Below are 16506 nucleotides of genomic sequence, written 5' to 3'. Positions count from 1 at the left end.
ACCTCATCAGGAGAGCAGCCATGGCTCGTAGGACCGATAGTGCGCAGGTGACCGAACTGCTGCTGCAGGCATTGGAAACCGAGCGGGGCGGACAGAAGATCTATGCCGCTGCCCTGAAGGCGGTGCAGAACGATGACCTGCGCGATGAATGGCAGAAGTACCTGGAGGAGACGCGCGGGCATGAGGAGATCCTGACACGGGTCTTCGAGCAGTTGGGCCTGGACCTGGAGACGGAAAGCCCGGGACGCAGCGTGGTGGCGCATCAGGGCGCCGCGCTCGTGGACGCGATCGAGATGGCGATCAACGACGCTTCGCCTGCGGCGGCGGAGCTGGTCGCCGCGGAATGCGTGGTCCTTGCCGAAACCAAGGATCACCAGAACTGGGAGCTGATCGGCAGGGTCGCCGGGCGCGGGGGTGCCTCGGCCAAGGTGCTACAACAGGCCTATGAAGCCGTGGAGCAGCAGGAGGATCATCACCTCTACCACACGAAGGGATGGGCGCGGGAACTATGGCTGCAGAGTCTGGATATCCCGGCCGTGTTGCCGCCGCCGGAGGAACAGAAGGATGTGGAAACCGCGATCGGGGCGGCCCGCGCGGAGAAGGCGCGCAAGGACTATCTTTGAGCCGGCCCGGAGGACGCGTTCGTGGATACTGGAACCGTTCCGGCCTTCTGCGCACGCCTGTACCGTTCCAGTGGTCCGCCGCGCCCGCTCGAGCGCGGCGACCTGGGCCGATGCACGCCCGGTGACGATGAGCTGCTGTGGGTGGATGTCCATGCGCCCGACGGGGAAACCCTTCGCTGGCTCTGGCATTGCCTGGACCTGCCCGAGCGGGCGCTGCGCTTCGTCGACGATGGGAGCACGCCGGCCGTCGAGCGCCAGGGAGACTATTTCTGGACGCGCGCGGTGGCTATCGCCCCGGCGGACGGGAGGGAACAACTCAGCGGCGCGGTGCTGGTCTGCGTGGCCGGCCGCAACCGGGTCGTCACCCATCACACAGTGGGTATCGGCTTCCTGCACACGTTACGGGATGAGGACGATGCCGCGGCGATCGGCACGCTGACCGCCGAGAGTTTCGTTGCCACGCTATTGGACCGGCAGCTCGCCGGCTACTTCGCCGCAGTCAACGACTTCGAATGCGCGGTGGAGCACCTGGAAGCGGATATGCCGGGCAATCGCATCGAAGCGAACATCGGCGAACTGCAGCGCCTGCGGCGTTGGGCATCGAGGATGCGACGCATGCTGGCACCCCACCGCGAGCTGTTCGATGCCTTGTCGCGGCCGGACTTCCGTCCGTCGGAGAACCGTGACGCCGAGCGCCACTTCGTCGCGCTGGACACCCGGTTCGAGCGCGCGATGGACATGATCGAGAATGCGCGTGACCTGGTCATAGGCAGCTTCGAGTTGTTCAGCGGACAGGTCGCGCTGCGTACGGACGGGACCATGCGTGTGTTGACCTTCGTCACCGTCATCGCTGGCGTGCTGGCAACCTTCGTCGGTGCGCTGGGCATGAACTTCCAGGCAAGCCTGTTCGAGTCCGAGGACCTTGGGTTCTGGTCGGTGGTGGGCGGACTGGTGTTGTTCTCGCTGGGCGTGACCCTGTTCGCCCGCCACCGCCGCTGGTTCTGAAGTGAAGGGAGAAGCGCGATGCGCGTCATGTTGCCTTGCCGCTTCTGCAGGCAGAACGGCTTGTCATTGGTCCTGCTGGGGTTGTTCCTGGCGTTCCTTGCCGGGCAGATCGCAACCGGCTTCCATGCCAGCAATGCTGAACGGAGGGCGCAGGGCCGCCCTCCGGAACCAATGGCGGACTACCTGGAAAGCGGGCACTTCATCTCCGCGACGTTCGAGAACTGGGAGAGCGAGTTCCTGCAGATGGGCATGTACGTGCTGCTGACGGTGGGCCTTCGCCAACGCGGCTCGGCCGAGTCGCGTCCATTGGACCCGGCCAGGGAGGAAACGCGGATCGAAGCCGGGCCAACCCCCTGGCCGCTGCGTGCAGGTGGCCGCTGGCGCTGGCTCTATGCCAACTCACTGGCATTGGCCTATGCCGGGCTGTTCCTGCTGGCGTTTGTCGGGCATGCCTACGGGAGCTGGATCCATGAGAATGAGCAACGCGCGATGCAGGGCCAGTCACCGCAGTCGGTTGCCGACCACGTGCTGGGCGCGCAGTTCTGGTTCGAGTCCATGCAGAATTGGCAGAGTGAGTTCCTGGCGGTGCTGTCGATCGTGGTCCTGAGCATATTCCTGCGCCAGGACAAGTCGCCAGAGTCCAAGCCGCTAGCATCGCCCCATTCCCAGACCGGAACCTGAGGTAACGCCGGCCGGACACGACAACGTCAACGTTGTCGCGGCGGAGCCACCGGCAGGCGTTCGTAATCCTCCGGATGCGCGGTATGGTCGGCATCAGGCATGTCATGGTCCTTCCATCGCGCCTTGTCGTTGCGATGCTTGTCCGGGGTGTTGGCCTTGTCCTGGTCGCTGGCGCCGCTGGACGTCGTGGTTCCGGGGGTTCGATCACGGGATGTCATCGTTGAGCTTCCTTCGCCGTCATGCAGGGAGTGCAGCCACACTGAACCCTCCGCCGGCACGATCCATCGCGCCGGGTGGAGGGACGGCGTGGTGTTTCATTCTTCTTCATCGTGGTCCTGGCCTGGCGTCCTGCGCGGCTGTTCCTGTTCGCGCTCGTCGGGTGGGTTCTTGTTGGGAGCGTTCTGGTTGGGTTGGCCGAAGTGCTGTTGCGCGGTATCCCGTTCCCGTTGTGTGTTCATCTGCATGTCTCCGTCACGGCGCATCGCCGCAGGTGCAATGTGGCCGCTGGCATGTTGGAGCGGCGTGCCTTTGCGTCAAGGGCGGCGCGACAAGTGTGACCACGCGCAACGGGTGATGCCCCTGGTACGCCGGTATCACCTTCAGGTAACGCCGCGCCGGCCTAGCATGCGTTGGCTGCCAGCCCTGAAGGAGCACGAATGCAGAAGCTTTCGCTCATATTCGACAGCAGCGCGGACTGCGCTCCCCATGAGGTTGCTGCATTGCGCTTCGCTGCGGCGCGATTGGCGGCACTGCTGCGGTTGGACTACGACGCGGCGGAGACGTCGCCAGGCGTCAATGGGCAAGGCTATCGCATTCCCATGTCGACACTATCCTTCGTCCAGGCCGATGCATTGCGCATCTCCGACGAATCGCATCTGTGGGGAGGCATCGTCCCGCACGCCTTCGTCGCGACCAAACTTGTCAGTCACCCGCTGTGGTCTGCCGGGGCTGCACGTCCGGAGGGCTGGCGGGCCATCGACGGGATAGAGGCACTGACCTTGCCTGGCTACTCGGTGTTCTCGCGCGAGGATGCGTGGGCCGCTGGCTGCGCATTGCTCCAGGCAGGCCAGGTGCGGGTCAAATCCCCCTTTGCCCGTGGCGGCAACGGCCAGGTGGTCGTGGGCGACGAGGAAGCATTGCGCCGCTGGTTGGCGGCATTGATGGACGAGCCGGTACGGGCCGGCCTGGTGCTGGAGCGGAATCTGGCCGAATCCAGTACCTGCAGTGTCGGCAGCTCTTGCCTGCCGGGGCATGAGATCGCGTACCGTGGTTCGCAGTGCACGGTTGCCGGCCCGGGCGGGCATGACGTCTACGGCGGATCCACGCTGGAGGTGCACCGCGGAACTCTGAAGACGCTGCGTACGGCATTCCCGGACGAGTCGGTGTGCATGGCCGAGGCCTATGACACGAAGGTACGCGGTGCCTACGACGTACTGGCATCACGGCGGAACTACGACGTCATCGCCGGGGTGGACTCGCAGGGCATTCGCCATGCCGGCGTGCTCGAACAGTCCTGGCGGTTTGGCGGAGCCAGCATGGCCGAACTGCTGGCACTGGAGTGGTTCCAGCAGCATCCACAGGACGATGTGGTCAGTGCCGAGACCGTCGAGTCCTACGGGGAGGGGATATTGCCGGCCGGAGCGGTGGTCTACGCCGAAGGCGGTGCGGGTATGCCGCGGAAGTACGCACGGGTGCTACCACATGGATATTGAGCTGGACCATTGCCGCATCGGCGTCACGGCCACCGAGACGGTCGAGGCGACGGTGCTGTCTCCCCAGCGTGAGTTGCCGGGGGTGCTGTTCGTGCATGGCTGGGGAGGCAGCCAGGAGCACGATCTCGGTCGCGCCAGGGAGGCAGCCGCGCTCGGCTGCGTATGCCTGACCTTCGACCTGCGCGGGCATCGGGCGATGGCAGCAAGCCGCGATACGGTTACCCGCCCACAGAACCTGCAGGACCTGTGCGCCGCCTACGACTGGCTGGTGCGGCAACCGCACGTGGACCAGGAGGCCATCGCGGTGATCGGCATCAGCTACGGCGGTTACCTTGCCGCATTGCTCTCCCGGATCCGGTCGATCCGTTGGTTGGCGCTGCGGACCCCGGCGATCTACCTGGACAGGGACTGGGAGGCGCCGAAGCGCCAGTTGAACGCGGATCCGGAGTTGCCCTCCTACCGTCGGCGGCCGTTGGCCGCGCAGCACAACCACGCATTGCAGGCCTGCGCACGATTCACCGGCGACGTGCTGCTGGTCGAGGCCGAACATGACGAAATCATTCCACGACAGGTCATCGAGGACTATGCCAGCGCCTTCGCCAAGGCGCGCTCGATGACGCGCCGGCTGATACGGGGGGCCGGCCATGCGTTCGACGACAAGAGCGCACAGAAGGACTACACCGATGTGCTGGTGGACTGGATGACGGAGATGATCGTCGGTTCGCGGGGTGCCATCGCCGAGCGCAAGGTGAGGGAGTACAAGGACGAGGGGCGCATCGATGCATTGCGCTGAAGGGCAGTCGATGGCGCGGACGCAGGAGCACCGGGGGCAGCTGCCCGCACCACGCGTGAGCGGCAGTGGCTAGAGGTGCTGGAGGATGTTGACCAGCTTTCCCAATGGACCCCTCACGTAGAACCGGCGCACGCCCCAAGGCTCGTCGGTGGGCCCGTACTCCAGGGGGATGTGGGCCCGTCGCACCCGGTGCAGGGCTTCATCAAGGTCATCGACCTCGATGGACAGATCGGGGACAGGCGTCCCGGTGCCGCCTTCACGGGCGAAGCTCACGTGCGACGAACACGGCCGTGTACGGGGTGGGGCAGAGGTACCTGGAGAATGAGGCTGCTGTCCGGCACCCACTATCCGGCGACATCGTTCATTGGCATGTCGACGCGACGCGGAACCGCCCGCGCAATCGCCACACGAGCATGACGCACTGGTAGATTGTGCGGCCTTGCCCGTCCCATGGGCGCTGCATACGACCTCCAGCAGGAACGCTCATGTTGACCGGTGTGGAAATCACGATCATTGCGTGCCTTGCGGCGTGCGCGGCCCTGGTGGTGTGCGAGTACCGGGGATGGCGGCCGGGCAGGGCGATCTCCAAGATCACCGCCAGCACCGCGTTCGTCGCGCTGGCCCTGCAACTCGATGCGGTGCATTTGGCCTATGGGCGCGTGATCCTCGCCGCGCTGGTGCTCAGCTGGGTGGGCGACGTGTTCCTGCTGTCACACCGGAACCGGCTTTTCCTGCTCGGCATCACCAGCTTCCTGCTGGCCCACGTGGCGTTCTCGTTGGCGTTCTCGTTGGTCGGGGTCCCGTTGCCGGCGCTGCTGGTCGGGCTGGCGGCCATGGCGGTGATCGGTGCCAGCGTGCTTGCCTGGCTATGGAAGCATCTGGATGGGTTCTACCGCGTTGCCGTCGGTGCCTATGTGCTGGCCATCGTCGCGATGTGCGCCTTTGCGATCGCCGCGAGCGCGGCGTCCGGCAACTGGCTGCTCGCGGGCGGGGCCATCGCGTTCGCCGTGTCGGACATTTCCGTGGCGCGTGACCGCTTCGTGGCGCATCGTTTCATCAATCGCCTCTGGGGCTTGCCGCTCTATTACGTGGCCCAGGTCATCCTGGCGCTGTCGATCCAGCACGTGGCCGTCGCGGTGGCCTGAACGGCAGCCGGTCGTGGTGCCCCATTCCCCTGAGATGCACGGGAGAACACCGATGGACGTGGAACAGGTCAAGCAGCACTGCAGTGCCTACCCGGGCGCGACCGTCAAACTGCATGGGCCGCCGGGCAACGTGCTGGCGTTCCAGGTGGGGGGCCGCCAGTTCGCCTACTTCAAGACCAGCGCGCCGGAGCGATGGCGCTTCAGCCTCCGTACCACCTCCGAACGGTTTCTGGAGCTGACCGATGTGCCCGGCATCAAGCCGGCCCGCTACATGGCCAGGTTCCACTGGGTGACCATCGTCGACGTCGCTACGGTGCCCGCCGGCTATCTGCAGGAGCTGATCGGCTGGTCGTACGCCAAAGCACTGTCGGGGTTGTCCCGGCGGCAGCAGTCGGTCATCACCGGGCAGCTGCCCGCGAAAGTCCAATGACGGGAGGCGTGCGCGTGCCGGGAGCATGCTACCGCTTCGGTGCTGTCCGGACGTACTCCCGCTGCCGGTCCATGAGCTCGGCAATCTCCGCAGCGTAAAGTTCAACGATCGGGGCATCCAGGCGTTGTACTTCGCCATCCATGACCAGTACCGAGCCGCCATCGCGGTCCACGCCCCAGATCCGGTCGTGGTCCCCCAGCACCTTGAAGACCGGGGCAACGCCTTCAACCTCGAGGTCGCGCAGTGCCGCCGCCGCCGTGGTGAGGCTGGCCCATTCGGGCAGGTCCCCGGTATCAAAGCCGAACAACATGACGCCGCGCCAGAACTTCCAGGCAGGGCCGACCGAGTAGAGCTCCGGCTCGGGCCAGAGTTCGGTCCGGGCAACGACGAGCAAACCGTTGCTCTTCCGCGAGAAGGCGACGAATTCGGGCGGGAGCGGGGCGTCAAGCACAGCCTCAACTGCTTGTACTTCCGCATCACTCGGCGGCTGCGCGGCAATCGCCTCGAAGGCAGCCTCGTCCACCGGGCCGAGGGCGGCCCATATCTGTTTGTGGAACTGTTCGATTGGAGTCATCGTGATTCTGGTGCTTCTCGCCGGGTACGGCCGGGCCGCGGGAAGCCCTTGTTCTATCACGCCAATGCTTCGAGAAGGAACGTAGTGGCCACGACATTCTGCCAGCATCGACGGGGTTGGATCGAAGACGCGAACTTGAACCCAGCTGACAATGGCGCGGACCTGGAGGCCGGGCCCGCGGGTCTTTCGTAGGCCATCAGTCATGGCAATCGCGGCCGTTCGCAATGATTCGGCACGGCTACACTGCGCTCTTTATGAATGGGATATGTGGATGCCGCGCGCCATCTTGTCGCTCTCCCTGAAAGAAAGCCGATCCTTTCGGCGGGCCATTCTTGTGGCAGCAGGCTTCCTTGCAGCGCTGCTCGTTGTTTCCGGACCGGCCAGGGCAGAGGCAGGTCCCGCCGAGCTGAAACAGTTGGTGGACAGCTACGCAGCGAACCGTGACTTCAATGGCGTGGTTCTTGTCGCCCAGCATGGGCGCATCCTGTATCGCGGCGCCCATGGGCTGGCCAACCGGGAATGGCGGGTGCCCAATGTGGGCGAAGGCGTGTTCCGCATTGGCTCGTTGACCAAACCAATCACCGCCATCCTGGTGATGCAGTTGGTGGAGGAGAACAGATTGCGGCTGGAGGGAACGCTGGGCGACTACCTGCCGGTGCTCTACGCCAACACCCCCGCTGCTTCGGTCACGGTGGCACAACTGTTGAACCATACCTCCGGCGTCGCGGATCTGCCGCATAGCTACGAGGACCCGTGGTGGAATACGCAGGCACGTCTGTCGTTCGAGCCAGAAGACTTCGCGAAGGCGTGGATACCCGGAACCCTGGTCAGCGCGCCGGGGGCGGAATGGCGATACAACAACAACGGCTACTTCCTGCTCGGCCTGGTCATCGAGAAGGTGACTGGCGCCAGCTATGAGGCGAATGTGCGCAGCCGGATCCTGGACAGGGCAGGCATGAAGGACAGCGGGCTGTATCACGCCAGTGACCTCATTCCACGGTTGGCGACGGGGTATCAAACCCGGCCCGACCTGAGCTTGGCACGGCCCATGCCGATCGATCCGAGCGTCTCGTTCGCTGCAGCCGGCCTTTACTCCACGGTTGACGACCTGCTTCGCCTGGACCGAGCCCTCCAGGGTGATGTGCTTCTGGCAGAACACTCCCGGCAGGCCATGTGGACAGACCACCGCTCGAACTATGGGTACGGCTGGGAGGTGGAGAACTGGACCTTGCCGGCGGGTGGCACCTACAAGGTGGAATCACATACGGGCAGCGTTCCCGGCTATCAGAGCTACTGGCTCCGCGCCGAGCATGACCGGTCGGTGGTGATCATCCTGGACAATTACTGGCAGGGTGAGACGGTAGCGACCTTGGGCAAGGAATTGATGGCAGTACTCCACGGCGAGCCGATTGCGCTGGCCAGGAAAAGCCTGGGCAACCTGCTGATACCACTGGCCACGTCGCAGGGCGTAGCGGGCATGACCCGGGCCTATGAAGGGCTGGGTGCGGCCGCCAGCGAATACGATACTTCCGAGAAAGCACTGAATTCGCTGGGCTATCGCCTATTGAGGATGAAGCGCGTGCCGGAGGCCGTGGCGGTTTTCCAGTGGAACGCCAACGCGCACCCGGAATCGGCGAATGTCTACGACAGCCTTGGCGAGGCTCATCGTGCCAACGGAGATCGCGACCAAGCGATACGCAGTTACAAAAAGGCCGCCGAGCTTGCACCGAGTGATACGCGCATCCCCGGGATTCTGAAAGCGCTTGAAAATCGCTGAGTGCATGCGTGTTGGAGCTATCACCTTGCTGGGTTGGTCCCGACCTTGGATTCAACCGATCGACGCAACAGCGCGCCACCGCCGTTCGTTGGCCGCAGTTGCCGGGGAGCGGGATACACAGATGCTCATGGCCGCTCGCGGTGCCGGTGCCACTGCTGGCCACCGCGCATGACCCAGTGTCGTTCCCGTTGTTGCGTGGTGTTCGCACCGGTCGTCTCTGTGCAAGCGCCGCCCAAGCGATGGGAGTACATGACCTGCGCATGCTTCGCGGCCATCCGTTGGCGTACCGAATCGGTCGCATTCGAAACCAACGGGCTGCAAGTACGTAGTTCCCCCGAAGGCGTTCGTTCGCAGCACTGATGGCTGCGGTACAAGCGGGTCTGCAGGGTCAGCAGGGTGATTGCCGGGGGCGCCAAGCCCATGACTTCCAGCATGGGACCATGGTGTTATACCTCACTACATTACCAGCACGATTAGACGCAGAGTCGTTAGGCAACCCGCGCCGAGGCAGGCGCGCGCCTTTCATCCAAGGGTGGTTGCGTGCCCAGGCACGGAGGAGTCGAGTGATGAGCAAGGGCGTGAAGACGTGGGTGATGGCCGCCCTGATCGCCGTAGCGGGGGCTGCACAGGCGGACGGTGTTTCCGTCGAGCGGGACGCGTATACGCTCAAGGCGGAGCAGGCTGGGACAGGCCCGGTCGTCGTCTTCGAGTCAGGCTTCGGGCAAGGCCCTGACGTGTGGAAGGACGTGATTGCTGCGCTGGGGAGCGGTTATCGCGGCATCACCTATGCGCGCGCGGGGCAGGGCGGATCGGGCAGTGATGGGCAGGCCAAGACCATCGACGCGCATCTCAGCGATCTTGGTGCCGTGATCAGCAACCTCGCTCCCGCAGACAAGGTCATTCTGGTGGGGCACTCGTACGGCGGCCTGCTCGCCACCGAGTTCGCACGCCGTCACCCGGAGCGCCTGCAGGGCTTGGTGTTGGTCGATCCGACGACGATTGGGCAGCGGCATGCCCTCAAACAGGCCGACAGCGCACGGGTCCAGGCGGACGATGCCAAGCTATTGGGGATATTGCCGCCCACATTGGCCGCCGACTATCAAACGCTGGTTGCACAGTTGGACGCACCCGATGCGGCCACACCACGCACGATGCCGGATGTACCGGTCGCGCTGCTCACCTCCACCCAAGTTGCGGCCAAACCTTTCGTCCTTGAAGAAACGGTGCAAGGCAAAGCCGTCTGGAAAGCCCAGCACGCAATGCTGTTCGCGGGTTTCGCACGCGGCTCCCACCGTTACTTTGCGACCGGCCACAACATCCATCGCGAAGATCCTGCTGCAATCGTGGACGCTATTCGCACCGTTACAGACAGCGCCGCGTCTGCCGTGCACTGATTGGACGTATGCCGAGTGACGCGCTGGCTTGAGACCTGGTGAACAAATCTGGGCCTCCGGCTGCATCCGGAGCGCCCATTGTTGGGGTAGGGCAGAACTCCACCCAAAAGCGGACATCCGCCTCCTTTACCGGCGCGAGCTTGCGGTGGTCTTGATGCCGCATCCTCCCGACAGGGGATGCTCCGGACGGTGATGTTGGCTGCTTACTCGGACAGATTGTGCTTAGCCTGAAGCTCTAGTTGTCTGGCCGCACTGGCGCTGAGCGTTGCGCGCTCCTTGTTCAAATACTCATGAATGCTCTTGAGGCGGGACATTTTGTTTTCAATATCCGCCATCTTCCTGGAGATGATTGCGGCGCCTGCAGCGCAATCGATCGCCTTGCTGCGTCGAGCACTCAGGATTTCGCCGATTTCTCCAAGGGAAAAGCCCATGCCCTGCGCATGCTGGATGAACTCCAGATCCTGCAGCGTCTGCGCCGTGTAGACACGGTAGTTGTTGGTTCGCCGTGACGGCGAGATCAGGCCGATCTTCTCGTAGTAGCGCAGGGTATGGCGGCTGGCGCCACTACGGGTCTCGAGCTCGCCGATTCTCATGAGGAAGTGCTTGACTGTAGAGTTAGGTCGACAGTTTACACTCGATTTTTCACCCTACCTAAGGAATCAGGAAGTGAGCGTCGAGTGTTTTGTCACGGGGGGAACCGGCTTCATCGGGCAGCATTTGATTGCATGCCTGAGTTCAAAAGGTCATACAGTCCGGGTGCTGATGCGTCGCCCGGAGCGCCTGGCCGCGTTGCGCGAGCAAGTCGACCGATTGGGAGGGGTTGCAACCAAGGTCTTTGCCGTAGCCGGCGACCTTGCTCAGGAGAACATTGGGCTGAGCCATGCGGACCGGGAAGTGCTAAGGCAATCCAGGGTCGTGTTTCACCTGGGCGCCCATTTCGCCTGGGGGCTTTCAATGGAACACGCCCGTGCAGTCAACGTGGAAGGCTCAAGGCGCGTGGCACTACTGGCCGCAGAGCAGGATAGCCGCTTGGTCATGTTCGGTGGCTTCATGCTGAAAAATGCTGGACACCTTCAACGCATCGGAATCGACATCGCCCATCCAGAGCTGACCAACTGGTCCGCCGTCTATCGTCGTGTGGGTGCTTACGAAGGAAGCAAGCTGGAGGCGCATTTCTCGACCTTGGGAGTGATGTCGGCCGCGGGAGGGGAGATGGCCGTTATCCATCCGGCTACCGTTTGCGGCCACAGTCGCACCGGGCATATTCTCGACGGCCAGCCGCTGGCCGAATTGATTCGCAATCTTGTGCTGGGCAAGCTGACGGCTGTACCCGGCACTGCCGACCATTGGCTGCCGCTGGTCACGGTGGATGATCTGGTTGAGATGGCGGCGGCATGCGCGTTTGATCCTGCCATGGCTGGAAAGGAGTTGCTGGCGCTTGACGGCCAAAGCCCCGGCTTGCGAGAACTCCTGACGGAGGTGGCAACACAGCTTGGCGCAAAACCGCCAAAACACCACGTTCCTCTTCGGCTGTTGAAACTCCTGCTGGGCATTCGTCCCATTGCGCGCTATTTGAATGCGAGTGCCGAATCCTTGGACTTCATACAAACTGCGCGTTTCAACACGGCAGAGGTTGAGCGATTCCGCCATAAGCACGGGATAGCCAAGCCGGATATGCGTCAGTCCCTCCGTAACACTGCAGTATTCGTTGAATCAAACTACATCACTGGAGGCCAGGGCATTTCATGAATACTCCGCCCCTGTAAGGGCAGAGCGGTCGGCGCGGCACCACGGCAGGATTGCCGCCCCGGATGAAGTCCCTTGTCGGGAGCGGCATTCAAGCAGGTCGGAGACTATGGTTGTTTATCGGGGCAGGGGAGAGCCCCTTTCTGCCCCGTTTCCGTCGTCCGAGTTTCAATGACCAATGCCTGCAATGCGGCGCATACCGGCTGGATGCGTGTAAATGGGTATCTGCGTAGAACCCGGTGCAGTACGTCCCTCACACATCATTCAATCCGGTAAAGGCTGTCAAAGCCTCCCGTTTGTGCGGGCATGCCCTCGGAGCCCGCCGGCATTGGCAGGCCCTGTGCCCATCCGGCGGCCAAGAGCTGCACATCACGCGCAGGATTGGAGGCCTTGGCCCGTTCGTTGCGGATGCGACAGGACTCAGGATCGGTGGCGAACAATCCGCGTGCGAAGCCCCGGCCTTGTTCGGCCAGCCTTGCGGTCTTGGGAGCACGGATTCTCGAAAACGCCTGGAAGACGTCGTCCAAGCCACCACCTGCACTGTCCAAGCACCGGACCAGGTGCCACGCATCTTCCAACGCCTGGCACGCACCTTGTCCCGAAGTCGGCAACGGCGCATGGGCGGCATCACCCACCAACAGCACGTTCGCCCGGCTCCATGTCTGCAGCGGCTCCAGGTCATGCACCGCAATCAAGCGGATGGCATTCGCGGGCGTGGCCCGGATGATATCCGCGACAGGCTCAGGCCATCCCGCGAACAAGTCCTCGATGTCCCCACGCATATCTGCGCTCGGTATAGCCTGAGATGCGGGGCGAGCCTGCGCCGCGGCCCAGTACACCAAGTCGGGGCGAACCGGTACGCAACCGAAGCGCTCACCCGTGCCCCAGTAGTCCAGAATCGCACCGTCGTCCACCAATGCATGCTGGCTTTGCGCCACGCCGATCCAGTTCACAAAGCCCTGGTAAATAGGGGCGTTGTCACCTGCGACAAACTTGCGCGCTACCGAATTCATGCGGCCATCGGCGCCAATGGGCAGATCCGGACGGATGCTCGTACCGTTGTCGAACTGCGCCACGGCCCTGCCATGCGCGTCCAGTTCGATGGCAACCGCTTGGTGCCCGAACTCCACCGGAATCCGCGCCCGCGCCGCGTGGTCCAGCAACACCTCCTGCAAATGCCTGCGCAGCACCGTGTGAGTCGGGTATCCCATGGTCCGGTCAAGCAAACCGATATCGAGGCCTCCCAACGCATTTCCGGCATCATCCTGGCGGCGCATTGTCAGCGGCCGACCGCCGATGGCCGCGATGTCCTGCAGCAGTCCAAGTTCTTCCAGCACAAAGCTGGCATTGGGCCAGAGCGTCACGCCGGCCCCCATGGTTGCCGGCGCCGCGCGACGCTCATAGACCCGAGGGCTATAGCCCTGCTTGCGCAATGCCAGTGCCACGCTCAGGCCCGCAATGCCACCGCCAAGTATTCCAATTTCCACGCTGAAGCCCTCTTGTTCATACAGTGCCCGGTGAGCATTCCACTGCGTCACATCCGTCGGGAGGGCATGCTAGATTCGGCCACTTGATGTCGGCGAGGGGATGCGTGAGCGATGAAGATCAATCCGGGTACGGACGCAGATCCAGTGCGCGTTCCAAGGAAATCGAAGGCAGAGTCGAGCGTCCGACGTCGGCGCGGATGGCGTTTGACCATCGCTGTCGCTTCCATCGTCCCCGCATTGCTGATGACGGGATGCGGAAGCAAGATCGAGAAGCGGTGGGTGGAGGAAGTGCGCCTGCATGACGGGCGAACCGTAACGATCGATAGATACTCGCAATCGGCGAGAACCGGCTTTCCCAATTCCACGATAGGCAACGTGCTGTACCAGGAAATCCGCTATGCACCGGCGGCATTTTCTTGGTCTTCCCCGGCAGCGGAGCAGCCGCTGGCTTTCGATCTAGTGGATGGCGACGTCTACTTCGTCACCATTCCGGTCCAGGCGCTCGGAATCTTCTGTCGAGGCAAGCCCCAGGGTACGTACATGGCGAACTTCTATCGCTGGAAGTCTGGCCGGATGGAGAAATTGAATCAGCAGCAGGCTCCCGTTGATCGCCTGCATATGAACATTACCGGTGTCTCGCGAGGGCCTTACTCGGAGCAAAAGGCATTTCTCTCCGTCGCTGATGTGAACGCCGCCAATCACGTGTCGAGCTATGCGGCACCTCCCACGTTGCGAGAAGTGTTCGAGAAGATGCAAAAGGAGTATTTGATGTGCCAAAGCAGCGACTGAAGCGGCGACAGAGATGGACCGGCAACGATCGAGATCCCAGGTTCTAGAGGAACAATTGACCAAGATTCCTGCGGCTATCGAGGCGGCTTTGCGTGGTAAACGTAAGCTTCCAGTCCCTAGGAAGGCAAAGGCAAAATAGTTCATCGCGCACCGTAGATGTCTACGTCTGTACATAACTGTTCGAAAACATCTGCGTCGGTTGCTCAGCTTTTCTGCTCGAAGTGCCCTTAGTTTTCTGCGGTGAACAGCCGCTCTTCGGAGGAAGCTGAAGCCCGCAATCTCTAGGGAAAAGAAGTCAAAGAGCTAGCGTTTACTTAGGATCGTGTCCATGAACGGTGGAAAATACCTAATTAAATCAATGAGGGGCGCGATCCAACGCAAAAAGGACACGAACTAAAAAAACTGACAGCAGATAAGGGCCGCGAGCGCCATTCCGACGGCGGCGGCGAATTTCGCATAATGTATATTATGTTAAATTTACTCCGGCCACGGCCGAAGGCTGTCGGCCCAGCGATCCCATGCTCGATCGCGCTGACATCGGCCCAGATGTCCTTCCGCATAACATCGACCTTCCCAGCCCCCATGCCCCGCTCCGCCTTACAATCCGCCCAGAATGAAATCCAGGTGGGTTCATGGAACGACAACGGCCGGATTACTTGCCACCGATCAAGGCTCGGCGTTGGAGCTTTCCGTGGCTGCTTTTCATCGCCGCTGTCCTGCTCGCGCTGGCTGCTTTCGGGGTCAAGCAGCACATCGATACGCAGATTGCGTGGAATGCGCGGTTTGAGCGCGCTGGAAGCGCCCCGATTTCACCGGCAACTCCGGCGTTGCCCGTTGACGTCTCAGCCGACGATCCGGTTGAACACCTGCGGGATGTCCAGAACGCGCGCCAACGTGCCGAACAGGACGCCAGGGAGCGCGCTTCGTGGCGTTGCATCGATGGCATACCGTTCCGGAAGATCCCGGGCGGCTGGGAGAACGTGCCTGGCGAACGCTGCTGATTTGGCAATTTAGTGACGAATCACGTTAATTGCCTAGCTGCTGGCTGCCGGCCAACTTCCTCGTCATCGGCCAATCATTACCGCCCTCTACGGATCAATTTAAGTGACGAGTCACTTAAATGGTCGCTGGGCCAGCCTGATCGTGCCAAGCCTTGATCGCGGAATCGTCCCTTTGCGGACGCCAACGCGTCCTCAATACAATCAGTAATCGCGGCCAGCTCAGCTGCTTTCCCGCACCATCAGTTCGAACCCCAGATCCAGCATGGGTGCGTCAACCATCCTGCCGTGGATCAGGTCGAGCAAGCGTTCGGCGGCCTGCATGCCGATGGCCTTGCGCGGCGTGCGGATGCTGGACAGCCGCGGAACCATGAACTGCGAACTGGGCAGGTCGTTGAATCCCAATACGGCGACCTGTTCCGGAACGCGGATGCCGTTGCGCAGCGCCTCGAGTAGTGCGCCCTGCGCTAGGTCGTCGTTACCGAAGAAGATCGCGTCCACGTCGGGATGATTGGCCAGCAACTGGCCGAACAATTCGCCGCCCAGCCCGACCGACGAGGCACGCGCGGTCAGCACTTCCAGTGAAGGGTCGTAGCAACCGGCCTGCTGCAGGGCGCGACGGTAGCCTTCACCCCGCAGCAGGGTGCGCTGGTCCAACTGTGCGCCCACGTAGGCCAGGCGCTTGCGTCCGCGCTGCAGCAGGTGCCGGGCCGCCGTCTCCCCTGCCCTCACCTGCGAAAAACCCACGCAATGCAGCCCGGCCCCCGGGTCCAGATCCATCATGTAGACACAGGGCACACCGCTGGCCTCGACCAGGCGACGGGTGGATTCGGTGCGATCGAAGCCGGTGAGCAGCAGGCCGCGCGGCTGGTAGGAAAGGTAGTTGCGCAGCAGCTTCTCTTCTTCGTCGCGGTCGTAGTGATGGTTGCCGATCAGCACTTCCAGGCCGTGCGGCTGCATGACGGCGTGGATGGCTTCCAGCATGTCGATGAACAACTGGTTGCCCAGCGAAGGCACCAGCACGACGACGTTCTGGCTCTGCTGCGAGGCCAGGGCACGGGCGGCCGGGTTGGCCACGTATCCGAGTGCATCGGCTGCCTGGCGTACCCGGTCGACCAGATCGGGCGCGACCGAGGCCAAGCCGCGTAGTGCACGTGATGCCGTGATCGGGCTGACGCCGGCATGGCGGGCCACCTGGTCCAGCGTGACGCGGCCGGTGGCCCGGGAAGTCCTGCGGTGTTTCCTGTCACTGTTCCCGGCCGTCATCAGACAGTTTGCCAAGCGAAAAAACTGTGTCTAAGGTAGCGCTGTCTTGAATGCCCGGCAATTACACCGGGGCCGCGGTGCCCGCC

18 protein-coding genes and 1 pseudogene are annotated in these 16506 nt (G+C 62.9%); 12 read left to right on the top strand and 7 right to left on the bottom strand.

Translation table 11 applies throughout. From position 1 onward, the window contains the following. Window positions 1-47: 47 nt before the first annotated feature. From VA603_RS13085 to VA603_RS13075, 3 genes are read left to right on the top strand one after another with little or no spacing between them, the layout of a single operon-like run. Window positions 48-623, top strand: coding sequence for a hypothetical protein (locus VA603_RS13085; protein WP_323439109.1), 576 nt, complete (start codon window positions 48-50; stop codon window positions 621-623). A 21-nt stretch (window positions 624-644) separates the two neighbouring features. Continuing rightward, entirely contained in the window at window positions 645-1628 is a 984-nt protein-coding gene (locus tag VA603_RS13080; protein ID WP_323439108.1) for a magnesium transporter CorA family protein, read from the top strand. 27 nt (window positions 1629-1655) lie between these two features. Continuing rightward, entirely contained in the window at window positions 1656-2309 is a 654-nt protein-coding gene (locus VA603_RS13075; protein ID WP_323439134.1) for a DUF6766 family protein, read from the top strand. 26 nt (window positions 2310-2335) lie between these two features. On the opposite strand, the gene VA603_RS13070 is transcribed toward VA603_RS13075, so the two are convergent. After that, entirely contained in the window at window positions 2336-2527 is a 192-nt protein-coding gene (locus VA603_RS13070) for a hypothetical protein (protein WP_323439107.1), read from the bottom strand. A gap of 96 nt (window positions 2528-2623) precedes the next feature. Continuing rightward, entirely contained in the window at window positions 2624-2767 is a 144-nt protein-coding gene (locus tag VA603_RS13065) for a hypothetical protein (RefSeq protein WP_323439106.1), read from the bottom strand. 198 nt (window positions 2768-2965) lie between these two features. On the opposite strand from VA603_RS13065, the gene VA603_RS13060 reads away from it, so the two are divergent. Then, window positions 2966-4021: a DUF3182 family protein gene (locus VA603_RS13060; protein ID WP_323439105.1), complete on the top strand. Its 1056-nt coding sequence runs from the start codon at window positions 2966-2968 to the stop codon at window positions 4019-4021. After that, complete coding sequence (locus VA603_RS13055; RefSeq protein WP_323439104.1) at window positions 4011-4814, top strand: alpha/beta hydrolase family protein; 804 nt, start codon at window positions 4011-4013, stop codon at window positions 4812-4814. The genes VA603_RS13060 and VA603_RS13055 overlap by 11 nt, the downstream gene beginning before the upstream one ends. Before the next feature lie 69 nt (window positions 4815-4883). Here VA603_RS13055 and VA603_RS13050 read toward each other — a convergent pair. Further along, a pseudogene (locus tag VA603_RS13050) lies at window positions 4884-5093 on the bottom strand (VOC family protein); the annotation flags it as partial. A 206-nt stretch (window positions 5094-5299) separates the two neighbouring features. Here VA603_RS13050 and VA603_RS13045 point away from each other — a divergent pair. Together VA603_RS13045 and VA603_RS13040 are read left to right on the top strand one after the other, a co-directional pair. After that, entirely contained in the window at window positions 5300-5959 is a 660-nt protein-coding gene (locus VA603_RS13045) for a lysoplasmalogenase (RefSeq protein WP_323439103.1), read from the top strand. Between the two features lie 52 nt (window positions 5960-6011). Next, window positions 6012-6389, top strand: coding sequence for an MmcQ/YjbR family DNA-binding protein (locus VA603_RS13040; protein ID WP_313256038.1), 378 nt, complete (start codon window positions 6012-6014; stop codon window positions 6387-6389). Window positions 6390-6417: 28 nt separating this feature from the next. On the opposite strand, the gene VA603_RS13035 is transcribed toward VA603_RS13040, so the two are convergent. Continuing rightward, window positions 6418-6963: an SMI1/KNR4 family protein gene (locus VA603_RS13035; protein WP_323439102.1), complete on the bottom strand. Its 546-nt coding sequence runs from the start codon at window positions 6961-6963 to the stop codon at window positions 6418-6420. Window positions 6964-7234: 271 nt separating this feature from the next. Between VA603_RS13035 and VA603_RS13030 the strand changes: the two genes are divergently transcribed. Beyond that, window positions 7235-8740 (top strand): serine hydrolase, encoded by a 1506-nt coding sequence (locus tag VA603_RS13030; protein WP_323439101.1) that lies wholly within the window; start codon window positions 7235-7237, stop codon window positions 8738-8740. Between the two features lie 566 nt (window positions 8741-9306). Further along, window positions 9307-10134, top strand: a complete 828-nt coding sequence (locus VA603_RS13025; RefSeq protein ID WP_323439100.1) for an alpha/beta fold hydrolase — start codon at window positions 9307-9309, stop codon at window positions 10132-10134. Window positions 10135-10337: 203 nt separating this feature from the next. Here the strand turns inward: VA603_RS13025 and VA603_RS13020 are convergent, their stop codons facing one another. After that, window positions 10338-10727, bottom strand: a complete 390-nt coding sequence (locus VA603_RS13020; RefSeq protein WP_323439099.1) for a MerR family transcriptional regulator — start codon at window positions 10725-10727, stop codon at window positions 10338-10340. A 73-nt stretch (window positions 10728-10800) separates the two neighbouring features. Between VA603_RS13020 and VA603_RS13015 the strand changes: the two genes are divergently transcribed. Beyond that, window positions 10801-11883 carry an SDR family oxidoreductase gene (locus VA603_RS13015; protein WP_323439098.1) on the top strand — a complete coding sequence of 361 codons (1083 nt, stop codon included), beginning with the start codon at window positions 10801-10803 and terminating at the stop codon, window positions 11881-11883. 257 nt (window positions 11884-12140) lie between these two features. Here VA603_RS13015 and VA603_RS13010 read toward each other — a convergent pair whose 3' ends face one another. Then, window positions 12141-13418 carry an FAD-dependent monooxygenase gene (locus tag VA603_RS13010; protein ID WP_323439097.1) on the bottom strand — a complete coding sequence of 426 codons (1278 nt, stop codon included), beginning with the start codon at window positions 13416-13418 and terminating at the stop codon, window positions 12141-12143. Between the two features lie 60 nt (window positions 13419-13478). Between VA603_RS13010 and VA603_RS13005 the strand changes: the two genes are divergently transcribed. Together VA603_RS13005 and VA603_RS13000 are read left to right on the top strand one after the other, a co-directional pair. Next, entirely contained in the window at window positions 13479-14156 is a 678-nt protein-coding gene (locus VA603_RS13005; protein WP_323439096.1) for a hypothetical protein, read from the top strand. Window positions 14157-14788: 632 nt separating this feature from the next. Next, window positions 14789-15157 (top strand): hypothetical protein, encoded by a 369-nt coding sequence (locus VA603_RS13000; protein ID WP_323439095.1) that lies wholly within the window; start codon window positions 14789-14791, stop codon window positions 15155-15157. A gap of 219 nt (window positions 15158-15376) precedes the next feature. Here VA603_RS13000 and gntR read toward each other — a convergent pair whose 3' ends face one another. Further along, entirely contained in the window at window positions 15377-16420 is a 1044-nt protein-coding gene (gene gntR / locus VA603_RS12995) for an HTH-type transcriptional regulator GntR (protein WP_323439094.1), read from the bottom strand. Between the last annotated feature and the right edge of the window lie 86 nt (window positions 16421-16506).

The sequence above is a fragment of the Stenotrophomonas capsici genome, assembly GCF_034961085.1.
Taxonomy (GTDB): Bacteria; Pseudomonadota; Gammaproteobacteria; order Xanthomonadales; family Xanthomonadaceae; genus Stenotrophomonas; species Stenotrophomonas capsici.
This window is presented reverse-complemented; position numbering and strand designations above follow the sequence as displayed.

Coding starts and splice junctions, on each gene's coding strand:
- VA603_RS13035 (WP_323439102.1), bottom strand. CDS start 6,963: ATGACTCCAATCGAACAGTTCCACAAACAGATATGGGCCGCCCTCGGC.
- VA603_RS13005 (WP_323439096.1), top strand. CDS start 13,479: ATGAAGATCAATCCGGGTACGGACGCAGATCCAGTGCGCGTTCCAAGG.
- VA603_RS13020 (WP_323439099.1), bottom strand. CDS start 10,727: ATGAGAATCGGCGAGCTCGAGACCCGTAGTGGCGCCAGCCGCCATACC.
- VA603_RS13045 (WP_323439103.1), top strand. CDS start 5,300: ATGTTGACCGGTGTGGAAATCACGATCATTGCGTGCCTTGCGGCGTGC.
- VA603_RS13060 (WP_323439105.1), top strand. CDS start 2,966: ATGCAGAAGCTTTCGCTCATATTCGACAGCAGCGCGGACTGCGCTCCC.
- VA603_RS13055 (WP_323439104.1), top strand. CDS start 4,011: ATGGATATTGAGCTGGACCATTGCCGCATCGGCGTCACGGCCACCGAG.
- VA603_RS13075 (WP_323439134.1), top strand. CDS start 1,656: ATGTTGCCTTGCCGCTTCTGCAGGCAGAACGGCTTGTCATTGGTCCTG.
- VA603_RS13070 (WP_323439107.1), bottom strand. CDS start 2,527: ATGACATCCCGTGATCGAACCCCCGGAACCACGACGTCCAGCGGCGCC.
- VA603_RS13025 (WP_323439100.1), top strand. CDS start 9,307: ATGAGCAAGGGCGTGAAGACGTGGGTGATGGCCGCCCTGATCGCCGTA.
- VA603_RS13040 (WP_313256038.1), top strand. CDS start 6,012: ATGGACGTGGAACAGGTCAAGCAGCACTGCAGTGCCTACCCGGGCGCG.
- gntR (WP_323439094.1), bottom strand. CDS start 16,420: ATGACGGCCGGGAACAGTGACAGGAAACACCGCAGGACTTCCCGGGCC.
- VA603_RS13000 (WP_323439095.1), top strand. CDS start 14,789: ATGGAACGACAACGGCCGGATTACTTGCCACCGATCAAGGCTCGGCGT.
- VA603_RS13065 (WP_323439106.1), bottom strand. CDS start 2,767: ATGAACACACAACGGGAACGGGATACCGCGCAACAGCACTTCGGCCAA.
- VA603_RS13030 (WP_323439101.1), top strand. CDS start 7,235: ATGCCGCGCGCCATCTTGTCGCTCTCCCTGAAAGAAAGCCGATCCTTT.